We start from the raw sequence: 25,300 nt of genomic DNA, 5'->3' as shown, positions 1-25,300 counted from the left end.
ACCATCATGAGTTCAATTAAAACGTAAAAACTCAGATATTGAGATGCGATGAAAAATAATTCAAAAATTCTGCAAATACTTGAAAACCAAATGTTTAGCAATCCTTTCACCTGTACTCACAAGTTTTCAATGTACTGGATATGTGCTCACCTTGTTCTCCTGGTAGTCGTGGTATGGAGGGGTTGGAAAGGGGAGGATCTTGTCGCGTCCGAGTGGCACAATAAGAAAGTCGGCTTCGTCGGTCTGTCTGGCGCTATGGAGCTGACATCATATCTGCGGCATTACCACGCTACTGATTATCCCTTAACCCCTCCCCCCAAAATGGCCGCCTTCCCCAGCCGCAGAGCGGCGTCCGTCTATTAGCCGCGCCTTTCAAAGGCGCGCTTTCGCCCCCGCTGCACCTACCCCTCATCGCGTCGCAGCGCGACGCCCGAACCGCCTCGGTTCCCTTGCCCCCCATATCTCCACCCATAAACACCCAAATTTCACTGCAAAGGCATTACCAGGCGAAATTTGATCGCCGGACGGGTCTGACCGAAGCTCAAAGGCATGCTGTAAAGAGGTCAGCCAACGGTCCATTTCCACACGAACTGCACGTCCCATCCCGCATCCTGAGCCCAAACCGCAAAGTGAGAAGTTGCAGCCGCCGCTCCTCCTCGCTATCCCCTGTGCATGTCACTTAACCCTGAAAGCCGCATTCTCGTCACCGGTGGCGCCGGATTCATCGGCAGCGCCCTCGTCTGGGAACTCAACCGTCGCGGCTGCGAAAACATCATCATCTCCGACCGCCTCAGCACGGACGAAAAATGGAAGAACCTCGTCCCTCTGCACTTCCATGACTACGTGGACGGCGGCGACCTGGAAAAGCACATCCGCAGCTCCCCGGACAGCCTCGGCCAGTTCGATGTCATCCTCCACCTCGGCGCCTGCTCCGCCACCACCGAAAAGGATGCCGACTACCTCATGCGGAACAACTATGAGTTTACCAAGATCCTCTGCAAGTGGGCCTTGGAAAACGACACCCGCTTTGTCTATGCCTCCTCCGCCGCCACCTATGGCGATGGCACCCTGGGCATGGATGACCAGCTCTCCGATCTCCACTCCCTCCGCCCGCTGAACATGTATGGCTACTCGAAGCACCTCTTCGACCTCCATGCCAAGCGCACCCGCATGCTGGACAAGATCGTCGGCCTCAAATACTTCAACGTTTACGGCCCCAATGAAGACCACAAGGCCGACATGCGCAGCGTCGTCCACAAAGCCTACGGCCAGATCCTGGACCAGGGCAAAGTACAGCTATTCAAATCCCACCGGCCCGACTACAAGGACGGCGAGCAGATGCGCGACTTCCTCTACGTCAAGGACGCCATCCGCATGACCCTGCATTTGGCCGAGACCAAGACCGCCAACGGCCTCTTCAACCTCGGCTCCGGCCAGGCCCATACCTGGGTCCAGCTGGCCCAGGCCATCTTCGCCGCCCTCGGCAAAGAGCCTGATATCCAGTTCGTGGACATGCCGGAGCACCTCCAGTCCAAATACCAGTACTACACCTGTGCGGACATCACCAAGCTCCGCGCCTCCGGTTACACCCAGGACCTCTATACCCTCAACGACGCCGTCCGCGACTACGTCCAAGGCTACCTCACCGGCGACAAACGCCTGGGGGATGAAAGCTGAGCCGCCGATGAATCAGCCATCCTCCTCCCTGTAAGCTTGGCAGGATGGACAACCATTACAGGTCCGTCCGTTGCCGGTCAATCAGCAGCCATTCGATTTTGCGCGATGAATGGAACAATGACTCCATGAGCACCTTCGTTATTCAGACCAGGATCACACCTTCGGTTTGATGAAGAGGACCTCGGCGCGGTCAATCCAGCCCTTTCTCAAATCCATGCGGAACCATCCATCGCTGTTCTTTTTGTGAATGCGGCAGCCGGAGCGCGGGCCAAATTCCTTGAGGTCGTATTGCGCCCAGGTCTGGCCCAGGTCAGGAGAATAGATAATGCCGGTGGCATAGGTGGACGCCGGGGCGCAGTGGGTGGCGATCATCACGCCGTCCTGGATGAGCATGTTCGCGGATTCGAAGCCGGGATTGAACAGCATCTTGTGCGCGGCCTTGTTAGGAATGTCCGCCGGGGCGCAGGTAAAGATGCCCCGGTCATGCAGCGGGCCAAACTTGGGGCCGTTGGCATCGGCGATCCAGTAAACCTGGCCGTCCACAAAGTTGATGCCGCCGGACTTGAAACGGGAGTTGGAATTGACCGAGATGACCACCTTCCAGTCCCAGGCATCCGCCTGCGCATCATACGTGCCGCGCAGCCAGTGGCATTCGTTGCCGTGACCGCGATCAATGTCCCCCGTGCAGGCATAGAAGGCCTTTTCGGCCAGGTTATAAGTGACGTTGTGGATGTGCCGGGCAATGAGCTTGTTGGCCGGGTTGCCCAGCATCTCCTCGGGCGTGCTGCCCTTCTGCTGGAAGTGCGGATTCTGGCCAAAGGCGTAGGCGATTTTCACCGTCTCGCCGCTGTCGGTGGAATAGTAAATGTTCACCGGGACCTGGCCGCCCATGACATTGCAGTAGTTGCCCCAGACCAGCATCTCCTTCCCGTCCACGTCCCAGACATGCTCCCCATCCAGCGGATGGAAATACCAGCCGGGCATGTCCGGGTTTTTCGGCACATGCGGCAGGTAGTCGCTGCCGTCCGTGTTCTTCACCGTGATGGCGCGGTGGGTCTTCAGGTTGTCCGTGCTCAGAAAAAGCCGGTTGCGGGTGGCAAAGAGGACGTTACCGTTTTTCAGCAGGCAACTGAAGGTAATATTCTCCGCATCCTCAAACGCCGCGCTGTGCGCCCAGGTCTTCGCATTGTCCTCGGACAGGAAAATCTTGCCATCGGCATAACCAAAAGCGCGATTGTCCCGCTGCGAATCAATGTAAGGCCCCTCTGGTGCCAGGCGATACCAAAAATGATCCGTCGAGGCCACCTCGCCAGCGGCGGCATTCAGGCGCAACGCCTGCGGCAAAAAAAGCCCGCCCGCAGCTGTGGCAGTGGCTGCAAGAAACTGACGCCGACGAAGGGAGTGGGATGGATTCATGGATCGGTGAATGCGTGGATAGAACACTGATCAAACGGTGATCGAGACCGTGGAATCTGGTTCAAATATGAGGCTTGCCGATACTTTGCCGCCCATGGGGCAGGCCGGTACCGCAGCATTACACTGCAACGCTCCTACTCCCTAAATTTCCCTTACCCCATTCCCCCCGTTGCCCCGGAGCTTCCCGCACGCTAGGCTCAGGGCATGTTAAAATGGCGTTACTGGCTCATGCAGCTCCGCACACGGTTGTGGATCAAACCCGCACTTACCGGCCTCGCCGCCGTCGGCTGGATCGAGATGGCCTACCTCGCCAGTTCCTGGCAGATGAAGCCGCCCTTCGAAATTGACCGGGACGTGATGCTCAGCCTCCTGCAGATCCTCGCCTCCACCATGCTCACAGTGGCCATCTTTGCCGTCACGGCCATGGTCAGCGCCTTTTCCTCCGTCACCACCACCGCCACGCCCCGGGCCAGCCGCCTGATCATGCAGGACCGCAGCTCGCAAAACGCCCTCGCCGCCTTCCTCTCCGCCTTCATTTACGCCATCGTGGCCCTCGTCGCCGTCAGCGCCATTCCTTACGGCACGCTGGGCCGCTTTTTCCTCTTCGTCGGTTACGTCCTCATCATCGCCTGGGTGCTGGTCTCCTTCATCCGCTGGGTGGACCAGGTCTCCAATCTTGGCCGCGTGAGCGATACCATCCGCCGGGTGGAGACCGCCTGCCTGGAGGCCTTTACAGACCACGCCACCGCTGGCACCCTGGGCGCACGCCCGGCCCCCGCAGACGCGCCGGAAACCGGGCTCCTGCTCACCACCCAAAAAATCGGCTACCTCCAGTTTGTGGATGTGGAGGCACTCCAGGCTGCCGCTCACGAGTGGCAGGCCACCATCCGCCTGCATGCCCGCCCCGGCGCGTTTCTGGACCGCTGCCGCCCGCTCGCTTCCGTCATCGGGCCAGCCTCCCTCGTCCTGGATGACGCCATGAAAGAGCGCCTCCTGAAAGCCTTCACCCTGGGCGAAGAACGCCAGGCCGAATCCGATCCCCGCTTTGGCCTCCTCATGCTCGCCGAGATCGCCGACCGCGCCCTCTCCCCCGGCATCAATGACCCCGGCACCGCCATCGCCGTCATCGGCAGCCAGGTCCGCCTGCTCTGCCGCTGGGCCGATGCCACCCGCGAGTCCGAGGAAATCAAATACCCTGATGTCGAAGTGCCCCCGCTCACCGCCGCCGACCTGCTGGACGATGCCTTCACCCCTATCGCCCGTGACGGAGCCGTCATGTATGAAGTCGGCATGCGCCTGCAAAAAGCCTTCCTCGCCCTGCAGACCACCCATCACACCGGGCTCGCCACCGCCGCCCGCCATCACTCCCGCCTCGCCCTGGAACAGGCCCTTGCCAAACTCCCCACCGCCTACCACCGCGACAAACTCCAGGCCCTCGCCGAGCGCCCTCACTGACCGCCCTCTTCTGGCATCATTCATAGGGCCAAAACAGCTCCGCTGAATGCCCCATCAAGAAGGGTGTCACAAGCTGCGAAAACCGTCCACTCAGACGCTCTGAAAAGCTCCGTCAAATCATCCCCCAAGACACTCTACGCGGCCTTCCACAAGACGCTCTACATGAAGCTCTACAAGGGGTGCAAAAAGGGCCTCAAAACGCCCTCTTGTCGGCCTCCTCACCACCCACCACCCACCACCCACCACCCACCTCTTTGCAAAAGATAAATCTTTTGCTGTTGGGCGCAGCGCTTCGCTTGCCGCCCCAGCTGCGGAAGGGGAGCTAAAACTCTCGTTTTTTTGCATCTTTTGCTGGCATTACTTCCGGTTATGCGGCATCTTCTTCCTGACAAGAATCGCGAACACACTTTTGGTTATCTTTTCACTCTTGGTGCTGACCTTGACAGCCCTGGGAACGACTGTCAGCACCTCTGCGGCGGATGCGCCAAGCGATGAAACGAACGCCCCCCTGGGAACCCCAGGAAAACGTCGCCACGCTTCCCGGCAAGGCGGGCGTAAAGCTCGTGGATCGAGGCTTCTGGACCCAGCCTGACCCCCATGCGCCAAGCCTGTTCCATGCGGCGGCTGCAGGTATGGGCAGCCAACCGCCCCCTGGGAACACCCACCCCCAGGAAAATCAAACCAGGGGACAAATCTCGATCTCCAACGCAACGAGCCCGGGCGATCCGCAGCCCCCACCCTTCGGAATCCCCGCTACCGATGCAAAAGGCCAGCGCTCCGCAGCGCCAGGAACTGACCGCCTTTTCAGCCAGCCGAAGAAGGCTTTAAACCGGCCCGCAGGCTGAGGTCATGCCTGCACCAGCGGCCCAGGGAGTTCCCCAACCAGGCTCCCGTGGAGAGGCAAAACAGGCCGAGCATCTTCGCGATAGGAAAGCCGAAGCCTTTCTTCTGGCTGCTGTGCTGCGGCCAGCGCTTCTGGTTGGCCGCCGTTGCCAAATGCCGCCACCGACAGCGAACTAAATTCCGCAAAGGTAAATGCGAACGGCCAAATTGGAGTTGACAGGCTTACTGAACTCCTTCCTAGAGAAACCATGTCATCATTGGGAAAAAGACTTTTGCCGGCCAGCTTCCACGAGCGCCTCCAGGTGGAACGTTGGCATGTGCATCAGTTTGTCCGGACAGAGGCCATGCCTCTCATGAAATCAGGAATCAGGGTACTGGATGCGGGATCAGGACGCGCTCAGGAGCAGTTTCTGAGGGAAGAGTTACTCGCGACCGGAGCCACTCTGGAAACTTGTGATTTTTGTGAAGGCCCCGGTGTGGACTTTGTGGCGGATGTCTCCAATCTGCCGATGGCCGACAATACCTATGACATTGTGTTAAGCACGCAGGTGCTGGAACATGTAATGGATCCGCAGAGTGTGGTGGAAGAAATGGCCCGGGTTTTAAAACCCGGCGGCGCGTTATTCTTGACCACCCCCCAGTCCTCCCCACTCCACAATCTCCCCTGGAACTTCTTCAACTTCACCAACCTCGGGCTTCGGCTCCTGTTTGACAAGGCAGGGATGGTCGTGGTCAAAGAGCAGCCGCAGGGCGGGCACTTCACGTTGCTTGCTTACCAGCTTCACTGGACCATGAACCTGCTGCGTAAGTCCAACATGCCAACCCCGGTTAAAACACCATTGGAGATCATCGGACGCCTGACGTTAGGCTTGTTCCTGAAATCGATACTTGTATGGATGGATCAGTTCGACACAGAACGATTGAACACCCAGGGGTGGAACATTATGGCCCAAAAACCGCTGTTAGATAGCAAAGACCGTACTATTGCAAACGACATTAACTAGCTCATCTGCAAGCAGGCGATGCTGGCCAAGTAGTTGGGATTGCGGACGAGCTTGCGGGAGCGTTCATTGATGTTTTTGACGCTGTAGCCGGCGTGGACGTAGGCGGGAGGGGGTTCAGTTTTCGGCCTGCGGTTATCTTCCAGCGGAAGTGGGATCAGTCCGCGAAAGCTGGGTTGAAGTGTAGTAGTAATGCTTTTGGCTACTTAGGGTATGGAGAAGCAGAGTGGAGGTGAGAGGGGGGTTGGGGAGCAAAGCGGCTCCGCTGCGAAAAGGCTAGCTCCTGAACACTTCCTGCTGCAGGTCGGGGAAAAACTCGGCGAAGTCCTTTTGCAGGTGGTCATACTCACGGATCAGCAGGGGCATGGCGCCGGCGAGATGCACGGGCTTTTTGAACCGCCGTCCGATCCGGCCCAGGGTCTTTTCCAGAGATTCCAGGTCACCATAGGAGCCCAGCCAGTCCCATTTGCTCATGCCCTCCAGCGGAGGCAGTGCATTCATCGGCAGCTCGTGGCGGTGGTCTTTAAACTCCTCATAAAACTGGGCGGTGAACTCGGCCAGGGGCTGCCTGGAAAACAGCTCCCACTGGCGGCACAAAAAGTGGTCATAGAACATGTCCATGAGAATGCCGCCGTATCGCCGGTAGTCCGGGCCGAGCCTCATGATGCTGCGATGCACCACGGGATGCGAGTCAGTGTAGGCATCAATGCGAAGGTGCTGCCGGATGCCGCGCTGGTATTTCTCCGGCAGTCCGGCCAGATCTGGCAGACGGACGAGATCCGGCAGCACATTGCCGATCTTGAAGGCCGGGCAATGCTCGGAGAGAAAGAGATGGGCCAGCCAGTTCACGGAGAAAAATCAAGGAGGAGGGGCATGAGAGTTCGTCAGAGACCCTCGCACGAATGATGCCGTCGGACAATGGAACGTTCCTGGGCTCAGCCTGGATGTACGGGGGACAGGCGGCGAGGTATTTTTCGGTTATGCGATGACAGCATTTTACCACAGATGACACAGATGGACACAGATGGTGAAACAGGGCGGCGAGGCTGCGGACTCTGGACTCAGGGCATCTGTGCTATCTGTGACATCTGTGGTTCACTTTGGGTTATGCCGAAGACCGGTTTAACTCCAGATGTCACGGAAGGACACCGATAGGGATTGAGCCGATGTCTGCCTTTGGTCGTGGGAATGTGGGCCTTGGGGATGGTTATGGGTCACGAGCCTTAACCGCAGAGAGGCTCAGGGGCAGAGATGGCGGAGGATGGATCGGACCGCCTCCGTTGCTTGTTTGGCAGGCATCTTAATCCTCTTAATCCCAGATTCTGACTCCGCGCCAGCATCGAGGATATGATCCAGATTTAATGCGTTGATTGCCAATTTTTTAGCCTTTGCTTCTTTACTGCTTGCCTGGCATCCTATCTTTTATCTTTTATGGCAAAAGGTGACCCGTTCTCTGATGAGGAGTCAACCGGCTGGCGATGAGCCATTGGGTGCGATTAGATTTTATGCGATGAGTTTTTGAATTTGAGCTCTCGATCTTGGGTAGGCGTGCTCTCTCAACGTGCCCCGGCCACCCTGATCTGGCCCTGCTCTTTGAGAACGAAAATCTCAAACCGTCTCTCCTCGCCATGCCGAGACTTGAAGGTCCTGACGAAGGTCCAGCCGACGGAGTCCTTTTCAGGGGGCAGGTAATGGGATTCTCCTCCTGGGCTCATGATTGGAAAGGCTTTAAACGCCGGAATCATGTTCTGCTTGTAGTGCTCCTTCAGCTTTGCGCGACCGCCCATCCTGGCAACCGTGACTTCGCTGGTGAGAGCAACCATGGCATCCGCGTCGCCTTGGGAGGCGTGTCTGACGAAGCTCTTGAAGACCCGTTCATAATCCGCCGGATTCTCTTGCTGCATCACTTTTAAGACCCTCTCCATGTCGCGCTTTCCTGCGACGCACGATGGGATGAAAACGGGGAAGACGGCGAGGGCGAGCCAAGCGAATCGGATCTTCATGGCGGCAAAATGGGGTATCAAGTTATAATAACCTAACACGCGGCCTGTGACAACACACGCAGTATTTCCTTGCTTCTACGTGAAGAAGCGGGGGCTTCTCGCCCGCGACTTTCAACAGCGGTGCCGTAGTTCGCTGAAAGCGTCAGTGTAGAATCTGGCAGGCATCATATCCATGGCACATATCCACAATACTCTTTGCCTAACATCTCATCTTTGTTCTCCTTGGAGGTGCTTGGACATCGCGAAATTCGGAGCGGGATGGCCTATGATCACATTCGACCGGGCTTCGGTGACGATGAAGCCGCGTGACTCGAAAAATGCTTTCGCGCTCAGGCTGACATCAGCCTTCAGTTTGGAGAGGTTCATCCCGATGGCCTCCGATTCAAGTCTGGCGAGCAACATGGAGCCCACTCCTTGTCCCTGGAAATCAGGACTCACGTAAAAATAGTCGATGAAGCCATCCTCTTCGAGTTCTGCCATCCCCACGATTCGATCTTCGAGGATCGCCACGAAAGGATTTTTCTGAATGCAACGCTCACGCCACTCATTCATGTCCTGATCTGCCGGAGCCCATCGGTTGAGCAGATCGGCATGATAATCGCGCGAATTGGATTCGTGGGTCGCCCGGAAATAGACGTCCCAGATGGCGCTCTCATCACCGGGTTGGTATCGTCGAATGATCATGTCGCGGTTGGTGTCTTCCTGACGTTCCCATGTGCTGCCACTGCTGAACCCGCGCCAGGAACGAGGATCATGATGTAAATTAATGCGTTGATTGTCAATTTTTTAGCTTCTGCTTTCGTACAGTGAGCCTGGCGTCTTATCTGCTTGGCGTCTTATCTGCTCTCACGTTGCTTGTTTGGCGTGCAACATCATCATCTCATTCCCACCTTTTAGCTTTTGACTCCGCGCCAGGTTCGATGATATTGAATTGGATTTAATGCGTTGATTGCCAATATTTTAGCCTCTGCTTTTTTACGGTTTGCCTGGCATCTTATTTCTTTGAATTTTTACTCGACCCTGAATACAGTATGTTGCGCGTGTTCATTATCATAGTTTTCGCCTTTAGTTCTATGAGTTTCGGGCAATCCCGTATTCTACAGGAACCAACTTATGCAAGCGTAGAAATTTTTCACTTGGCGTTAAGAGCTTGGTGCGGTGCGGATTATGACTTACACTTTGACAGTGCTTTGACGCGCACATCAGGAAGAGAAGGCAGACCGGCCAGTCGGTGGATTATCAAAGCATCTGCAAAGGCAGATCCAATTGAGATTGAGCTTTCTACAGAATTGTCACCTAAGGCTATCCGGTTAAAGACATTTTACGGGGATGTGTGGTTCCGAATAATTAGCCCAGACGCGCAAACGGAAGCTTTTCTTAGACTGCGAGACCTCCCGACTGTTGACTCATGGTCGTACGCATTGCAGGTCCAAGTTGATCGTCTTGGTAGTATGGAGGAATGGAAACTAAAAAATTTCTCGGAACCGCAAAAGGGCGCTGTTTCGCAGCCTGCCAAGTAAGTTTGGCAGCGGTAGGGATATGGGATCCCCATGCACTCCTCACTCGAAGGCTTGCCGGTCACCGGAGCCGCAAGCATCTCCCGTGCTGCCTGATTCTACACCTTGATTTCATTGACGAACTTTCGACAAGCTTGTAAGCGGCTATTTAGTTTTAGTCTTTAGCTTGTATTTGGCCACCCTTGCCAACTCTGACAAGGTGGTGCCTCGCTGGGTTCCAAACAAATGGAGTTCCGAAAGTGCTGGATCACCTAATTTTTTTAAGTCTAATCTATACTGATCCGCTGTTGTCAGCCAATCTGGAACATTGGTAACCTGAGCTGTGTGTGAATTGATAATTTCCTCAAGAACAGATTCGACTCTTGGATCGGATGTTCCATATTCATATATTGCCACAATCGCCCGTCCGCAAGCTATTATGGTAGGATCATTGTAATCCAGCTTAACTTCCGATTCCTTTATAGCCTGCCAGTGAACATTTGCTAAACTTGTCAGGTTTAAAGTTAGGTCAGTTCGATCATCGGCATGCATGATTTGAAATGAAAATACCATGGTTATGAATATTGCCAGATGCTTGAAAAGCGGGATCTGGGTTCGGCAATTGAGAAAAGAGATGATCATGAGTGTTCTTGGAGTTTGATGCAGGCTTTCAACGGCTCGGACAGCCGACCTCTCTCACCGGCTTTTTCCAGGCGACGGATTCGCTGGCTCACATTGGTGGCGCTGCTCATGGGCAGTTTGCTGGCGATCCATTCACCTCTGGCTGAACCTTGGTGTGCGCGCATGTTCGAGTATAGTGTGCCTAGCATGGGTGGTTTGGCAGCTACGGGTGCCGCTGACTGGTCATTGCTTCCTTCTGAGAACCAGCGGCGCGACGCAAAACGAGAAGAAGAGTACAGCGGTTACCAACAACGGTCCCTTGAACTCATCAGATTCTGTCGCTGGCGATCTTGGCTCATTCGCTACAGCCAACCAAAGGATGATTGCGACCAAAAAGTAACTGAATACTGCAAAAATAAAAGTACACCCGAGTCTTTTTGTGTACAAATATTTTAGTTTTACAAAGTATGAATCTAATATTTTCTTCATGCTGAGCTAGTCTTCATTTATTTTTTGGCGGGCTTGCCTGGATAAGCCCACTCCCTGACCGCATGAATACGGAACTCCGAACGACTGAACTCAGCCCACCACCAGCGCATACCGGTCACCGCGTTCTTCGAGTTCGACGGGGGCGCCGTAGATTTCGCTTAACGATTCGCTGGTGAGGATGTCGGTTTTTTGGCCCTGGCTGTGGACTTGGCCGTCTTTTAACAGGAGGACGTGGGTGAGGCAGGGGAGGATTTCTTCGACATGGTGGGTGACCATGATGAGGGAGGGGGACTCGGGCCAGGTGGCGATCTCGGCCATCCAGGTGAGGAAGTGCTCGCGGGCGACGGGGTCGAGGCCGGCGCAGGGTTCGTCGAGGATGAGGACGGTGAACTGGGCCATGAGGGCGCGGCAGATGAGGACTTTTTGGCGCTCGCCCTGGGAGAGGGTGCCCCAGAGGGATTTGCGCAGGTGCTGGCTGCCGGTGGCTTTTAACAAGGTGGCGGCCTGGCGCTGCCAGGCGGGGGGCGGGTCCTGCCAGAGGTTCAGCTTGGCCTCGCGGCCGCTGGCGATGACGTTGATGACGGGCTCGGACGGCTCGATGAAGGTGGTGAGGGTGTTGGTGACGAGGCCGACGCGCTTGCGGACGTCCCGCCAGTCGCTGTTGCCGAACTGGTCCTCGCCGATCTGGATGTCGCCGGAGGTGGCGGGCTCGTAGCCGGTGATGAGGTTGATGAGGGAGGTCTTGCCGCAGCCATTGGGGCCGAGGATGCACCAGTGCTGGCCGGGCCGGACCTCCCAGGTGATGCCTTTGAGGATGCGGCGGCCGCCACGGACGAAGGTGGCGTTTTGAACACGGAGGACGGAGGTCATGGGGTGTCTGTAGCGCGACAATGGCGGGGCTGCAAAGAGCAAGGGGAGATTGATCTGGAGGCTTCTGGGGTGTAAGGTGGCACGCAGAATGCGCGTATCCGTACTATTGTGCGGCCTGTGGCCGTTCGGCATCGAATCCCCCTCAGATGACTTTTCAGAATCCTTTTTTCCTCCGGCTGATCGGCGGCAGTTTTGCCGTCGCCGGATCTTTTGCGGCTGCGGCGGCCCCGGCTGCGGGGAGCTTTTCGCCGGAGCAGATTGAGTTTTTCGAGAAGAGTGTGCGGCCGGTGCTGGCGGAGAACTGCTATGACTGCCATGGCGGGCACAAGCATGAGAACGGGCTGCGGGTGGACCTGAGGAGTGCGATCCTGCGCGGGAGCGACTATGGGAAGGTGGTGGAGCCGGGGAATGCGGCGGCTTCCAAGCTGATCAAGGCGATCAACCACGCGGACGGGGTGGAGGCGATGCCGAAGAAGGCGGACAAGCTGAAGGCGGGGGACATTGCGGCGCTGGAGAAGTGGGTGCAGATGGGCCTGCCGTGGCCGGAGGAGAAGCTGGCCGATGAGCATGAGAAGAAGGACCCGATGCAGCACTGGGCATTCCTGCCGGTGAAGAAGCCTGCGGGGACGGTGGACAGCCTGATCGGTGAGAAACTGAAGGAGGCGGGGCTGGACTTTGCCCCGGCGGCGGATGCGGCGACGCTGTGCCGGCGGATCCATGTGACGCTGACGGGTCTGCAGCCGACCTTTGCTGAGATGAAGGCCTTTGAGCAGGCGATGGCGAAGGACGCGAAGGCGGCGACGGAGGCGCTGGTGGACCAGCTGCTGGCGAGCCCGGCCTATGGCGAGCGCTGGGGCCGGGTGTGGCTGGATGTGGCGCGCTATGCGGACACGGACGGCTACCAGGTGGCGGGGAAGAACACGCGCTATCCGTATGCGTATACTTTTCGTGACTGGGTGGTGAAGGCGCTGAATGAGGACATGCCGTATGATGAGTTTTTGAAGTATCAGCTGGCGGCGGACAAGATGGTGCCTGCGGGCAGCCAGGATCCGCATCTGGCGGCGCTGGGGTATCTGAGCGTGGGGGACCGGTTCATCAGCAACAAGGATCTGCAGACGGATGACCGCATTGATGTGGTTTCCCGCGGGATGCTGGGGCTGACGGTGGGCTGCGCGCGCTGCCATGACCATAAGTTTGACCCGATCCCGGCGCGGGATTATTACGCGCTGTATTCGGTCTTCAACAGCAGTGAGCTGCCTGAGGCGGACGCGTTTCCGGTGATCGGCAAGGCGGCGAAGGAGGAGGATGCGAGGGACTATGAGGCGAAGGTGGCGGCGATCGCCCAGAAGGAGCTGGACTTCAAAAAGAAGGTCCATGATGAGATCCGTGTGCCGGAGCGGGTGGCGGAGTATCTGGCCTTTGCCCAAGAGGCGGCGACGATCAAGGACCGCAACACGCTGAAGGGTCGCGCCGGGGCGCTGAAGCTGCGGGACAAGGTGGCGGACCAGTGGGGTGACTTTTTGAAACGCCATGCGCTGAAGAGCAAGCCGCATCCGGTGATGCTGGCCTGGAAGGAATTTGCGGCGCTGCCTGCGGAGGAATTTGCCGCGAAAGCGCCAGACGTGGTGAAGGCGATGGTCAAGCCGGACAGCAATCTAAATGCGGTGCTGCGGAACGAGCTGGCGAAGCGGCCTGCGCCGAAGAAATTTGAGGACGTGGCGGCGCTGTATGCGGATATTTTTAACACCTGCCTGGCGGGCACTGAACCGGACAATGCCGACTGGAAAGAGGTGCGCGACATTTTGCAGACGGACCCCTCCCCGATGGCGGTGCCAGTGGAGCAGGCGAATCTGTTTTTCACCCGCAAGGACCTGACGATGACGGTGAAGACGGCCAATGAACGCGTGAAGCTGGAGACGGAGCACCCCGGTGCGCCACCGCGTGCGATGGTGATGCTGGACAAGGAGAAGCCGGCGGACATCAGCATCTTCATCCGGGGCAATCCGAGCCGGCGCGGTGCGGTGGCTCCGCGTGGCTGGCTGACGATGTTTGGCGGTGAAAGCTTCAGCGATGGCAGCGGCCGCCTGGAGCTGGCGGAAAAGATCGCCAGCAAGGAGAATCCGCTGACGGCGAGGGTGATGGTGAACCGGGTGTGGACGCAGCATTTTGGCAAACCTTTGGTTGGGCAGACGAGCGACTTCGGCGTGCAGACGGACCAGCCTGTGCAACAGGATGTGCTGGACCTCCTGGCCGCCACTTTCATGGAGGAAGGCTGGAGCCTGAAGAAGCTGCACCGGCGCATCCTGAACACCCGCGCCTATCAGCAGGCGGCGGTGAGCTCTGAGGAGAAAAATGTGAAGGATGCGGACAATGACCTCATCAGCCGGCAGAACCGCCAGCGCCTGGACTATGAATCCATGCGTGATGCGATGCTGCAGGTGGCGGGGGATTTGAACCTGGGCCAGATGGGCGGACGGGCCGTGATGCTGAATGACAAGCTGGCGGACAGCCGCCGCAGCCTGTACCTGCTGGTGGACCGCTATGAGCAGGCGACGGTGCCGGCGATGTTTGACTTTGCCAATCCGGACAACCACAGCCCGATGCGCTATGTGACCACGGTGCCGCAGCAGGCGCTGTTTCTGATGAACAGCCCGTTCATGCAGCAGCGGTCCATGAAGCTGGCGGCGGCCACGCCGGTGAAGGGCAGCACCATTGATTCTGAAGCGATCCGTGCGCTGTATCAGCGGGTGCTGCTGCGCAGTCCACAGCCGGAGGAGGTGGAGCTGGCGCAGCGATTCTGCAACGATGCGGATGCCCTGAGCAACCGGTCAGCGGCGTTTGTCTGGCGCTACGGCAGCGGTGTGGTGGAAACGGCTGCTGCGAGCGGCAAGGTCAGTCTGGTAGGGTATGCGCCTCTGCCGCACTTTGGCAAGGTGGGCCAGAGCACGCATCGCTGGACACCGGAAACGGTTTATCCGAGCAAGGAATTTGGCCATCTTTACATCGGCGCAGGCAATGGCCATCCGGGCAAGAAAGGGGCCGCCGTGATGCAGTGGACATCGCCTTTTGAGAAGGAAAAGATCCGCATCAGCGGCACAATCAAACGCAGCAGTCCGAAGGGCAACGGCGTGCGCGCCTGGATCCTCTCCAGCCGCGCTGGGAAGATCCGCGAGGAGCTGGTGAAGCCCGCCGGCAGTGTGGATCTGAATGCTGAGATCGAAGTGACCCAGGACGAGGTGCTGAGCTTCGTGGTTGACTGTGAAGAAGGCAGCACGGACAGCGACAGCTACTCCTGGGCGCCGAAGATCGAGCGCATGGATGCCACCGGCACGGTGACACCCGTGACCCGCGCCGACACCGATTTCTGCGGCCCCGATGCTTGGCCCGTGAACCGCGACAAACCCCAGTCTCCCCTCGCGCAACTGGGGCAGGTGCTGATGATGTCCAATGAATTCCAGTTTGTGGACTGAAGCTGACGAATGCCATTTTAACCGCCTGACAAACTCCCCCGCCCATGTCCCATCACGCCCCCAATCTCGAACATCATTTTCTCACCCGCAGGCAGTTGCTGGGACGTCTGGGCATGGGCCTGGGGACCATGGCGCTGGGGGATCTGATGGGGGCTGGCAAGGCGGAGGCGGCGCTGAATGCCAACAATCCGTTTGGTGTGCGGCAGTCGCATTTCAAACCGACGGCCAAGCGGGTGATCCACTTCTTCATGAACGGCGGGCCGTCGCAGGTGGACACGTTTGATCCGAAGCCGATGCTGGACAAATACGATGGCAAGCCGCTGCCGAACGTGCTGAAAACGGAGCGTCCGACCGGCGCGGGTATGAAGTCGCCCTTCAAGTTCCAGAAGTATGGCCAGTGCGGCCTGGAGGTAAGCGAGATCTTTTCCCGCACGGCGGAGTTTGCGGATGACCTGTGCGTGATCCGCTCCATGCAGGCGGATGTGCCTAACCATGAGCCTTCCCTGGGCCTGATGAACACGGGCGATGGCCGCCTGCAGCGCCCGAGCTTCGGCTCGTGGGTGACTTATGGACTGGGCTCGGAAAATGAAAACCTTCCCGGCTACATCTCCATGTGCCCGAAGGGCATGCCGACGCGCCGCACTAAAAACTGGCAGTCTGCCTTCCTGCCGAGCATCTACCAGGGCACCTACATCAACACAGAAAACACCGATGTGGACAAGCTGGTGGAGTTCATCAAGAACACCTCCCTGGACATGAAGCAGCAGCGCCGCCAGCTCGACCTGCTGTATGAGCTGAACCACAACCACCTCATCCAGCGTGACAAGGATCAGCAGCTGGATGCGCGCATCCAGAGCTATGAACTGGCCTACCGCATGCAGATGGAGGCGACGGATGCCTTTGACATCAGCAAGGAGCCTGAGCACATCCGCAAGGCTTATGGCGAGAACAACTTTGGACGGCAGACACTCATCGCCCGCCGCCTGCTGGAGCGGGGTGTGCGCTTCATCCAGCTCTGGACCGGGGCCGGACAACCCTGGGACAGCCACGATGAAATCCTGGACCATGCACGCCTGGCCAAGGATGTGGACGGTGCCATCGCCGCCTTCATGGCGGACATGAAGCAGCGCGGCCTGTTTGATGATACGCTCATGATCTGGGGCGGTGAATTTGGCCGCACTCCGGCGGTGGAGCTGCCGACGCCGGGAGCCAATGCGGGCAAGCAGCGCGGTCGTGACCACAACCACTACGGCTTCACCAACTGGCTGGCCGGTGGTGGCACCAAAGGTGGTTATACCCACGGCGCGACCGATGAGTTCGGCTTTGCCGCTGTGGAAAAACCGGTGCACGTCCACGAGCTGCACGCCACCCTGCTGCGCGCGCTGGGCTTCGACCACTCCAAGTTCACCTTCAAGTATGCCGGCCTGGACTTCCGCCTGACCGGGGTAGAGGACTGCAAGATTGTGCCGGAGCTTCTAGCCTAACCATAAGTTTACAAACCCAACATCTGCAGCATCATCGCTTTGGGAATGACGCCGCTTTGCCGGGCCACCTCGCGGCCGTCTTTGAAAGCGATGAAGGTGGGAATGCTGCGCACGCCGTGCTTGGCAGCGAGCTGCTTCTGCAAATCCATGTCCAGGCGGATGACCTTGGCCCGGCCTGCCACCTCCACGGCCAGCGCATCTACCACCGGCCCCACTACCCGGCAAGGACCGCACCAGTCGGCATAAAATTCCACCAGTACCGGCACTTCGGATGTCTTCAAGACAGCCAGCGACGAAGCGCCGCCGCTGGGTGATTTCGCAGGTACCGCCATGTCCATCACGATCCAGGCCCCCCATACCAGGAGTGCGACCGTGAGCCAGATGCCGATGTTGGAGGCTTTCATGCGGAAAGCTCCGCTCACAAGCCGGGAATGCCAACTGATTTTGCAGTTCCGCGCTCGCTCACGTCATCATCGCGGGCTGGCCGGTGCTCTCCAGTACGGCATGCCAGAGCTCGCTATGCGGGTCCACTTTGCGACGGCCATGGGTCACCATGTCCAGCGGCAGATGCACAAAGGCATTGTGCCAGCGACCCACCAGCATGGAGGTTTTGCCCGCCATCGCCGCATGCACGGCAGATTGCGCGAGGCGTGAGCAATAGACATTGTCCTGCGGATTCGCCGGTACGCTGCGGACGATGTAGCTGGGGTCAATGTACTTCAAATTGACCTCCATGCGGCGGGCCTTGAAGAAAGCGTTGATCTCGTCCTTCAAGTGCAGGCCGATGTCGCCATAACGTTTGTTACCGCTGGCATCCGTGCTGCCGTTGTCTGAAAACAGCTCCTGCCCGGCCCCTTCTGCCACCACGATGACGGCACTGCCGCGCTTGGCCACGCGGTAGCGCAGTGCCTCCAGCAGGCCGGTGGTGCCTTCCATGGTGAACTGCACTTCCGGGATGAGCACAAAGTCCACATTGCTGCCGGCCAGCGCAGCGTAACAGGCGATGAAACCGCTGTCACGGCCCATCAGTTTCAAAAGCCCGATGCCATTGACAGCTCCGCAGGCCTCCGTGTAGGCGCACTTGACTGCATTGACAGCCTCGGCAAAAGCGGTCTCAAAACCGAAGCTCTTGTCAAGGTACATGATGTCATTGTCAATGGTCTTGGGAATGCCGACCACGGCCTTGCGAAGCCCGCGCACGGCAATCTCTTTGGCGATCTCTGAGGCACCGCGCAGGGTGCCGTCACCGCCGATGACGAAGAGGATGTCCACCCCCATGTCTTCCAGGGTGTCCACCATGTCGCCAATAAGCTGCTGGCCTCGTGAGCTGCCCAGGATGGTGCCGCCAAAATTATGGATCTGGGATACGGACTCCGGCCTCAGCATCAACGGCGTGTGACCGTACCGCTGCACCAGGCCCTCATAACCATAGCGGAATCCATACACCCGGTTGATGCCGTACTGCCGGTAGCACTGGTTGACGATGCCACGGATGATGTCATTCAGCCCTGGGCAAAGGCCGCCACAGGTAACGATGCCCACCGTGGTGCGTGGAGGATCAAAGAAAATCTTTTCGCGCGGCCCGGCTTCTTCGAAGCTCAGCGCGCTGTTTTCCTCCTGCAGGCCCTGCACCGTATTGGTGTAAAGAATGCGGTCCACTTCCGTCTTGTACGGCACCTGCACACTGCCGATCTGATGCAGGGGGGAATGGAACTGGCATGGACCTAGGGAGGAGATGTCAACATTCAGCATGGGACGATCAATAAAGAGCACATCGGGTGCCATGCACGATGCGTGATGGCGTTTTTTGCAGGGTTGGGTTTACAATGCTCAGGCGACCCCGAGGTCGCTCATGAGCTGGTTGACAAAGATGGCACGTTCTTCCTCAGTGATGGTGCCTTCGCGCCAGCAGAGCGTCAGCACCAGGCGGCCGTTTTTCTCATTGGTGAAGACGCCTGTGCCCGGAGGATCTGAGAAGCTGGGCACGTGATATGCATTGGTCACCTGCGCCCCGGCGAACTCGGTCAGCTCAGGGGCAAAGACGCCCGTGTTGGAATGGTAAAAGGAACTGAACTTGCCCTTCATGTGCCAGTTGATGAAGTGCATGTGCAGGCTCGGCGGCATGGGGCGCATCATCCACATCAGGTCGCGGAAGGCATCGCCAATCTTGTCCTTGATGAAGCGTGTGTGCTGTTTGTGCAGGGCACCTGCAGCGGCATCCAGGGTGGTCAGTTCATCGGCCAGCAGATTGCAGAAAAACATGGTCAGATGGTTCTGGAAAAGCGGACCGCGCGTGCCCTTGCGCCGCACCTGGATGGGAATGCAGCACATCAGCGATTCCGGCTGCTGGCCGCGATGCGTAAAGACGCTCTGGTGCGCACGCATGGCGCAGGCCAGATGGAAGGGCATGTTGATCAGCGGCCCGGAGATCTCCGCGCTGCGGCGGGCGGCCTCGGCGCTTTGCTCCTTGGTCAGGGTGATGACCTGGAAGTGTGCCCGCCCGGAGGAAAGCTTGGCGGAGCCCAGTGCCTCGAAGGGCTTGCTCATCACCGTGTCAAAGAAGGACGGCATCACCTTGGCCGTCTTCCACCGCTCGCCCCAACCGCGCTGGTCGTTCAGGTCTGTGAGGTCAAATCCAGGGACCGGCTCGCTCTTTCCACCTAACAAACGATTCATCTCCAGCAGGAAGAACTCCGCACCGATGCCGTCCATGATGAGGTGGCTCCAGGAGAAAACGAAAACGCAGGAGCCGTCAGCCTTTTCCACCAGGTCAAAGCGCACATTCATCCAGCCGTCTTCATACTGAGGCAGGGAGGTGTTGATGATGTCATCCAGCTTCGTCTGCACATCGCTGAAGGGTTTGGCCCCATGCGGCAGCAGCAGCCCGGCGGATTTTTCATCGGACCAGAGCTCCAGTTCCAGCGGCCTCGGATTCGTGGCGGGCACCCAGAGCGGCAGGGAGAAAAAGCCGGGCTTCTTGAGCTGCGCCGTCAGGATGGGGAAGGCAAAACGGTCATGAAGGCCCGCCAGCAGCGTTTTCAGCGCAGGCACGTCCGGTGCCCGGTCCAGCTCAATGAAGGAGCGGGCGATGTGTCCGCCCTGGCCGGCCTGGCGCAGCATTTCATCAAAGGCATGCGTGAAGAAATCGCAGTCGCGCAGCGGCAAGCGGTCAAATTTGGCCTCCGGTGCGGCAGGAACCGCCGCCAGCGGTGGCGCGGCCACTTCCGCCATCGCGGCGGCGGGTGCGGGTTCTTCAGGACCGCCTTCGACGATGGTGTATCCTTGCTGCACAAGCAAGGCGGCAATGGTCTGCGCACTCTTAAAATTGGCCCGCGAGACACTGCCTACCGGGATGGCGACGGAGTAATGCTCCTCCAGTAGCAGCAAAAGCTGCATGATGGCCATGGAGTCCAGGCCGGCCTCAAAGAGGTCAGACCCGGTGCCGAATCCAGGCGGGGTTTGGAGGACTTCGTCACGGACGAGATCGAGCACACGCAGCTCGAGTTGGGACAGGGTGGGGGTTTCAGGCATTACGGAGTGAAACTGCACCGTACAAGCAGCAGCCACCGGGTCAAGAACTGCCGCACCGCAGACCGTCAATCTCTTTAGGATGCCGGGTGCACGGACACTCGTTTCACGCCCGCCGTCTCATCCTCCACCTGAAACCTCACCGGCAGGAATTTTTCAATCAGTTCGATGTTCGTCCGCGTGTGGTCGCTGAGCGGCCGGGTGAGATATTGGCCACCGCCCGCCAGCGACATCGGCAGCAGGAGCTGGTCCGCCAGATGCACGCCCACGGGAGCGGACGATGCGAGATAGGATTTCAGTCCTTTCGCCGCCCCGGTGGCCACGGATTCCGCCGATTTTCCCATCTGGGCGATGCCGCTGCTGATCTCGCACACATTGGCAAAGCACGCGCCCAGCAGCAGGGCATTGCCCGGCCCGGTGCTGTCATTGGCGTAGCGCAGGGCAATCCGGTCCGCCTCCCATTCCAGCACGCGCGCCGCCGTGGCGATCTCACGCTCGGCGATCTCCCGGTGCAGGTGGGCATGCAGCACGCGACCAAAGGTTTCTTGCAGCTCCCCGCGCTCCATCAGTTTCAGCTTCTTCCATTTCTTGATGGGCGAAACCGACGCCGTCAGCACGCCGCCTCCTGCCTGCATGAATCCATGCTTTTCCAAAGCCACACTTGCCTTCACTCCCAGCCCGTGAAGCTGCGGCAGAAAACATTGCGCGATGAATTCAAACGGCGGTGCCAAGGGATTATGCGTCCCGCCTTCGATGCGCAGCATGCTGTCTCCAGCGGCATAAAGAAGCGCAGGCAGCAGTGTCTGGAAAACCAGCGTCGTGCTGCCGCCGCTGCCAATGCTGAAGGCATAGTCCCCTGCCCTCACCTTGCCCGGCGCAAAGACCAGCTCCACGGATCCCAGTGCAGCCCCATCCACCGCCGCCTCGCAGATCTCCGCCGCCGCCTTCACGCAAGTCAGGTGCTGCCTCATGAGGCCCGGCTTCGGGCGCTTGCCCCGGATGTTCACCATGCGGAATGGCGTCCCCGTGACCATGGACAAAGCCAGCGCCGAACGCAGCAACTGGCCACCGCCGGATTCGCCGGAGATTTGGAGGAGGGGGGAGGTTTGCATGGTTGATTATTGCTTGCGGGATTTTAGCTCAATCATCCGCCTCCGCTGCATCCTTGATCACGAAGCGGGCCTTCAGCTTGCACACTTGCTGGGCGAGACCGGCGGACTCGACGCTGCGGAGGACTTCTTTGAAATCCTTGTAGGCGTTCGGGGCTTCATCAATCGGATACTGGCGGGAGTTGAAGAGGATGTCGTTAGACTCGAAGTCGGCGTCCACGGTTTTTTGGTCCAGCGCGCGGGCGGCAGCTTTGCGGCCCATGCAGCGGCCGGCACCGTGGTTCACGCTGTAGCAGCTTTTCACGGCCTCCGGTTTGGCCACCATCACGACGGAGCCATCGCGCGGATTTCCGGGCAGCAGGATCGGGTGACCGGTGGCGGCAAACGGTGTGTCCTTCAGTGCATGATGGCCCCCAGGGAAGGCACGGGTGGCCCCTTTGCGGTGCACCCAGGAGAGCTGGTTATCCACCACCTCCTGACGCGCGATGTTGTGGCTGATGAAGTACACCAATTGCCCGGTTGTCCCTGGCAGGACTTCTTGGAAAGCCTCCAGCACCAGGGCATTGATGAGCATGTGGTTTACGGTCGCGAAGTTGGCCCCCAGGGCCATGTCATCCAGATAGGCGTCCGCCTCCGGTGTACCGAGCGGCGCATAAACGAGCTGCTTGTCACCGGCAGGGAAATCCAGTCCCCAGGTGCGGAAGAAACCTTCCAGCGCCTTGAACTGGCGTTGCGCCAGGATGTTCCCAAACCCGCGCGATCCGCAGTGGCTCAGGAAGGCCACGCGGTCATCCTGCAGGCCAAAGACTTCCGCCGTGGCACGCATCGTCGGGTCGGAATCAAGCTGCACCACCTCGCACTCACCGAAGTGGTTTCCACCTCCGTAAGAACCGAGCTGCATCATCTTGTTTTCAAAGTTGGGGAAGGCATTGAAGGCGCGCATTTTATCCAGCCGCTCATGCAGCGTGGAAACGTTCCCATCATGCCCGTAGTGCTGGCTGTCCTCGCAGCGCAACGCCCACTCTGGCGGAATCCCCAGCGCTTCGCAAACGGCTTTGCTGGCCCCTTCGGTGCAGGCTTGCACTCCCAGGGCCGCAGACACACGGCGGGACTTTTTGGCCTCGCGCTGACCTCGGCCTGGACCCGTCGGTGTGCGAGCTACGATGGCCTCAATGAGACGACGGCGCACCGTGCGATCCACGATCTCATCCGACGGGATGTTCATTTGCAGCAGGGACATGGAGCACTTGATGTCCACCCCCACCGGCCCTGGATAAATGTGCGTTGGCGAGGCCATCACACACCCCACAGGCGCGCCGTATCCGGCATGGGCATCCGGGTTCAGCACCAGGTCCGTCACCCCCGGCGCGGAACGCGAATTCAGCGCCTGCTCAATGCAGGTCTGGTCAAAGCCATTTCGGATGGCCTCGGTTCCGATCACGGTGATCGGCTTACCCTTGTTATCGCGGGCAGGGAGAAAGGCTTCGGCTTCGTTGATGATGTGGAAAGGGGAGGTCATATGAGTGTGAGAAAAAGGTGGGGCGACAAGGTTTTGATGAAACGTTGGCTCTGCTCTACCAGACTGAGCTACGGTCCCGTCGAAAGTGGGACCGGTGGGATTCGAACCCACGACAGGAGGATTTGCTAATCGTGTAGTTCCATCGGGCATTCGCCCCGTTTAGAAAGGTTGGTTTAAAATGAAGGCTGGCGACAAGGGGGTGAGTGACAGTCCCTGAGGTCTTCAGGGGTACGGGTTATCAAGCCGCCATGTTTTGGGATGTAGTCACTCTGGGCATTCGCCAGGTTAAGGGGATGAATAGGAAAGAGGTGGCGACAAGGGGTGGAGAGACATGATGAATGCCTGTTACTAAGACAGGTGTGGGTTATCATGCCCACTATTTGGTGATGTAGTCAGCTCCGGCATTCGCCAGGATTTGATTTTGAGTTTGAAAAAGGATTGGCGACAAAGGAGTCGAGAAACAATGCTGATGCTCTACCTGCTTGAGCTACAATCCCCCGTGAATGGGACTGGCAGGATTTGAACCTGCAACCGTCAGATTCAATGTAGTTCCTCAGGGCATTCGCCAAAATGGGTTAGAAAGGGTTTGAAGAGGAGGCTGGTGACAAGAGGTCGAGCGACGTTTTTTCGCAAAAATGTAGTCATCTCAGGCATTCACCAGCCTCCAAGGTCTTCAAAGGGGTGTGTTTTCGATCTCGCCTACCCAGTGGTCAGGGCCAAGCTGGCCGCTGGCAAAGGAGGCGATGACTTGAAACACCTGGTCGGAGAAACCGCCGATGTTCAGGATGTCCTCGCGTTCCTGCGCCTGCGTCGTCGCATAGGGCTGGATGTCCAGGCACACCAGACGGGCATTCGGATTGCGCTGCTTGAACACATTCCATTCGCTCATCGTGCGTGTTGGAGATCCACCAAACCGGCCATGAGCTGGCGTGTCCATCCAGGACTCATTATCGGAGACATAGATGACCAGATCGGCCTTCGCCTTGCGGGCATTGAGGTCAATGAGCACGGCGCTGCAGTTGGTCCCGCCAGCGGGCAGCGAGGCCAGCTTTTGGGCATTCGTCATCACCGAATCACGGGGATTCAAAGACACCGGAACCACCTTGGTTTCAAAGGGAAGCACCTCGGCATCACGGTTCTGGCGAAGGAAGGCGGCAGCCACCAGGGCGGCCACATCAATGCAGCGGATCTTGCTCGTGGCCCCTTTGCGCACGCCGGTCACCGGGGAGTGCATGGAACCGGACACGTCAGGTGCCACGACCACTTTTCCGCTCACGACAGGCACATTGGAAACCGCGATTTCCATGGCGTCCTGCAGCGCTTCCTTCACTTCATGCGGCACATCGGCCCCCACATTGAAATAGGCGGCCATGAGCTGGTAAGGGAAGACACGGGCACGACGCACCTGGTCCTCGCTGCGCAGACGGCTGGCGATGAGGCGGGTCACCTCGGGATGAGTGAACACACCATGACGGGCAAAGGTGTTCAGGTTCATCCGGGTGGTCTGCCAGGTGGCACGGCGGGCGATGGCAAGCCATTGCTCCGTGGTCAGCGGCAGCGCCGTGAGCATCTGGAAGGGCACATCCGGAGGCTCACCCTGCGGGTCCAGCTTCCAGGCTTCAAACTCGCGCACCAGAGGTGGCAGAGCCTCGGCCTGATGAGCGCGACCAATGAGGTAACCATATAGCGCCTCACGGGACGGCGACCCAGGATGCGGGTGCACCATCTTGATGATGTCCGCCACGGAAGGAGACTGGCCCACATCCGCACGGAACACGGCTTCATCCGAACGGTTTTCAAACCACTTGCGCACCAGACGCTTCGGCAGCGATCCCAGGGACTTACGGCCGGTCACCCCGGAACGCAGAATCTGGACAAAGTTGCGCAGAATCTTCGCATCGTTGATCACGCGGCTAAAGATGAGCTCCAGACGCTCGGCATCGCGGGCGGCAAGCACGGCGCAAAGCAGCGCTGGCACATCCTTCATAAAGCCTTTTTCACGGCAGTGAAGCGCAGTCCGGGCGATGAAGTCCGTTGGCACCTTATCGCAGAGAGCCAGGATCTTCTGAAGCTGGTCCTCGGCGGTGGCGTAATAAGTGTGGTTCAGGCATCCGGTGGCCGCGTACTGGGCCAGGGCATGACGCGGGGTCATCTGGTAAGCCAGGCCACCGGCTTCGTTGCGAGTATCCGCCTTGGGGGCGAGGGCTCCGGCGATGGATTGGAAGAGTGTTTTGCTGGCCATGATGTTTTTCGGGTTGTTACGTTGTGCCAATCAGTAATGCCAGGACCGTGCCAAGTTTTGGCACGGAGGGGCCCAAT

18 protein-coding genes are annotated in these 25,300 nt (G+C 58.6%); 5 read left to right on the top strand and 13 right to left on the bottom strand.

The annotated features are described in order from the left end of the window. Positions 1 to 672 precede the first annotated feature (672 nt). Positions 673 to 1,677, top strand: a complete 1,005-nt coding sequence (gene rfaD, locus WJU23_RS03125) for an ADP-glyceromanno-heptose 6-epimerase (protein WP_346331074.1) — start codon at positions 673 to 675, stop codon at positions 1,675 to 1,677. Positions 1,678 to 1,830: 153 nt separating this feature from the next. On the opposite strand, the gene WJU23_RS03120 is transcribed toward rfaD, so the two are convergent. Further along, positions 1,831 to 3,093 (bottom strand): hypothetical protein, encoded by a 1,263-nt coding sequence (locus tag WJU23_RS03120; RefSeq protein ID WP_346331073.1) that lies wholly within the window; start codon positions 3,091 to 3,093, stop codon positions 1,831 to 1,833. A 228-nt stretch (positions 3,094 to 3,321) separates the two neighbouring features. On the opposite strand from WJU23_RS03120, the gene WJU23_RS03115 reads away from it, so the two are divergent. Beyond that, positions 3,322 to 4,548 (top strand): DUF2254 domain-containing protein, encoded by a 1,227-nt coding sequence (locus WJU23_RS03115; RefSeq protein WP_346331072.1) that lies wholly within the window; start codon positions 3,322 to 3,324, stop codon positions 4,546 to 4,548. Between the two features lie 1,091 nt (positions 4,549 to 5,639). Then, on the top strand, positions 5,640 to 6,395 hold the full coding sequence (locus tag WJU23_RS03110; RefSeq protein WP_346331071.1) for a class I SAM-dependent methyltransferase: 756 nt from the start codon (positions 5,640 to 5,642) through the stop codon (positions 6,393 to 6,395). A 273-nt stretch (positions 6,396 to 6,668) separates the two neighbouring features. On the opposite strand, the gene WJU23_RS03105 is transcribed toward WJU23_RS03110, so the two are convergent. The 6 genes from WJU23_RS03105 to WJU23_RS03080 form a co-directional block, all read right to left on the bottom strand. Next, the gene (locus tag WJU23_RS03105; protein WP_346331070.1) at positions 6,669 to 7,241 is read right to left on the bottom strand and encodes an ACP phosphodiesterase; all 573 of its coding nucleotides are present in this window, start codon (positions 7,239 to 7,241) and stop codon (positions 6,669 to 6,671) included. A 707-nt stretch (positions 7,242 to 7,948) separates the two neighbouring features. Beyond that, positions 7,949 to 8,395: a hypothetical protein gene (locus tag WJU23_RS03100; protein WP_346331069.1), complete on the bottom strand. Its 447-nt coding sequence runs from the start codon at positions 8,393 to 8,395 to the stop codon at positions 7,949 to 7,951. 207 nt (positions 8,396 to 8,602) lie between these two features. Continuing rightward, a complete protein-coding gene (locus WJU23_RS03095) occupies positions 8,603 to 9,079 on the bottom strand; it encodes a GNAT family N-acetyltransferase (RefSeq protein ID WP_346331068.1) in 477 nt (158 codons plus the stop codon). A gap of 977 nt (positions 9,080 to 10,056) precedes the next feature. Then, complete coding sequence (locus tag WJU23_RS03090; RefSeq protein WP_346331067.1) at positions 10,057 to 10,533, bottom strand: hypothetical protein; 477 nt, start codon at positions 10,531 to 10,533, stop codon at positions 10,057 to 10,059. After that, positions 10,530 to 10,697 carry a hypothetical protein gene (locus tag WJU23_RS03085; protein ID WP_346331066.1) on the bottom strand — a complete coding sequence of 56 codons (168 nt, stop codon included), beginning with the start codon at positions 10,695 to 10,697 and terminating at the stop codon, positions 10,530 to 10,532. The genes WJU23_RS03090 and WJU23_RS03085 overlap by 4 nt, the downstream gene beginning before the upstream one ends. A gap of 394 nt (positions 10,698 to 11,091) precedes the next feature. Then, positions 11,092 to 11,871, bottom strand: a complete 780-nt coding sequence (locus tag WJU23_RS03080) for an ATP-binding cassette domain-containing protein (RefSeq protein WP_346331065.1) — start codon at positions 11,869 to 11,871, stop codon at positions 11,092 to 11,094. A 146-nt stretch (positions 11,872 to 12,017) separates the two neighbouring features. Between WJU23_RS03080 and WJU23_RS03075 the strand changes: the two genes are divergently transcribed. Both WJU23_RS03075 and WJU23_RS03070 read left to right on the top strand, forming a co-directional pair. Beyond that, the gene (locus tag WJU23_RS03075) at positions 12,018 to 15,341 is read left to right on the top strand and encodes a PSD1 and planctomycete cytochrome C domain-containing protein (protein ID WP_346331064.1); all 3,324 of its coding nucleotides are present in this window, start codon (positions 12,018 to 12,020) and stop codon (positions 15,339 to 15,341) included. Between the two features lie 44 nt (positions 15,342 to 15,385). Beyond that, positions 15,386 to 16,825 (top strand): DUF1501 domain-containing protein, encoded by a 1,440-nt coding sequence (locus WJU23_RS03070; protein ID WP_346331063.1) that lies wholly within the window; start codon positions 15,386 to 15,388, stop codon positions 16,823 to 16,825. Between the two features lie 8 nt (positions 16,826 to 16,833). Here WJU23_RS03070 and trxA read toward each other — a convergent pair whose 3' ends face one another. The 6 genes from trxA to WJU23_RS03040 form a co-directional block, all read right to left on the bottom strand. Further along, entirely contained in the window at positions 16,834 to 17,157 is a 324-nt protein-coding gene (gene trxA / locus WJU23_RS03065) for a thioredoxin (RefSeq protein WP_346331426.1), read from the bottom strand. 130 nt (positions 17,158 to 17,287) lie between these two features. After that, positions 17,288 to 18,577 (bottom strand): ATP-dependent 6-phosphofructokinase, encoded by a 1,290-nt coding sequence (locus WJU23_RS03060; protein ID WP_346331062.1) that lies wholly within the window; start codon positions 18,575 to 18,577, stop codon positions 17,288 to 17,290. A 78-nt stretch (positions 18,578 to 18,655) separates the two neighbouring features. Next, positions 18,656 to 20,356 carry a phosphopantetheine-binding protein gene (locus WJU23_RS03055; RefSeq protein WP_346331061.1) on the bottom strand — a complete coding sequence of 567 codons (1,701 nt, stop codon included), beginning with the start codon at positions 20,354 to 20,356 and terminating at the stop codon, positions 18,656 to 18,658. A gap of 74 nt (positions 20,357 to 20,430) precedes the next feature. Next, a complete protein-coding gene (gene rtcA / locus WJU23_RS03050) occupies positions 20,431 to 21,465 on the bottom strand; it encodes an RNA 3'-terminal phosphate cyclase (RefSeq protein ID WP_346331060.1) in 1,035 nt (344 codons plus the stop codon). Positions 21,466 to 21,493: 28 nt separating this feature from the next. Continuing rightward, complete coding sequence (locus WJU23_RS03045) at positions 21,494 to 22,981, bottom strand: RtcB family protein (RefSeq protein WP_346331059.1); 1,488 nt, start codon at positions 22,979 to 22,981, stop codon at positions 21,494 to 21,496. 673 nt (positions 22,982 to 23,654) lie between these two features. After that, positions 23,655 to 25,223 carry an RNA-binding protein gene (locus WJU23_RS03040; RefSeq protein ID WP_346331058.1) on the bottom strand — a complete coding sequence of 523 codons (1,569 nt, stop codon included), beginning with the start codon at positions 25,221 to 25,223 and terminating at the stop codon, positions 23,655 to 23,657. Positions 25,224 to 25,300 lie beyond the last annotated feature (77 nt).

It is taken from the genome of Prosthecobacter sp. SYSU 5D2 (assembly GCF_039655865.1).
Lineage (GTDB): Bacteria > Verrucomicrobiota > Verrucomicrobiia > Verrucomicrobiales > Verrucomicrobiaceae > Prosthecobacter.
This window is presented reverse-complemented; position numbering and strand designations above follow the sequence as displayed.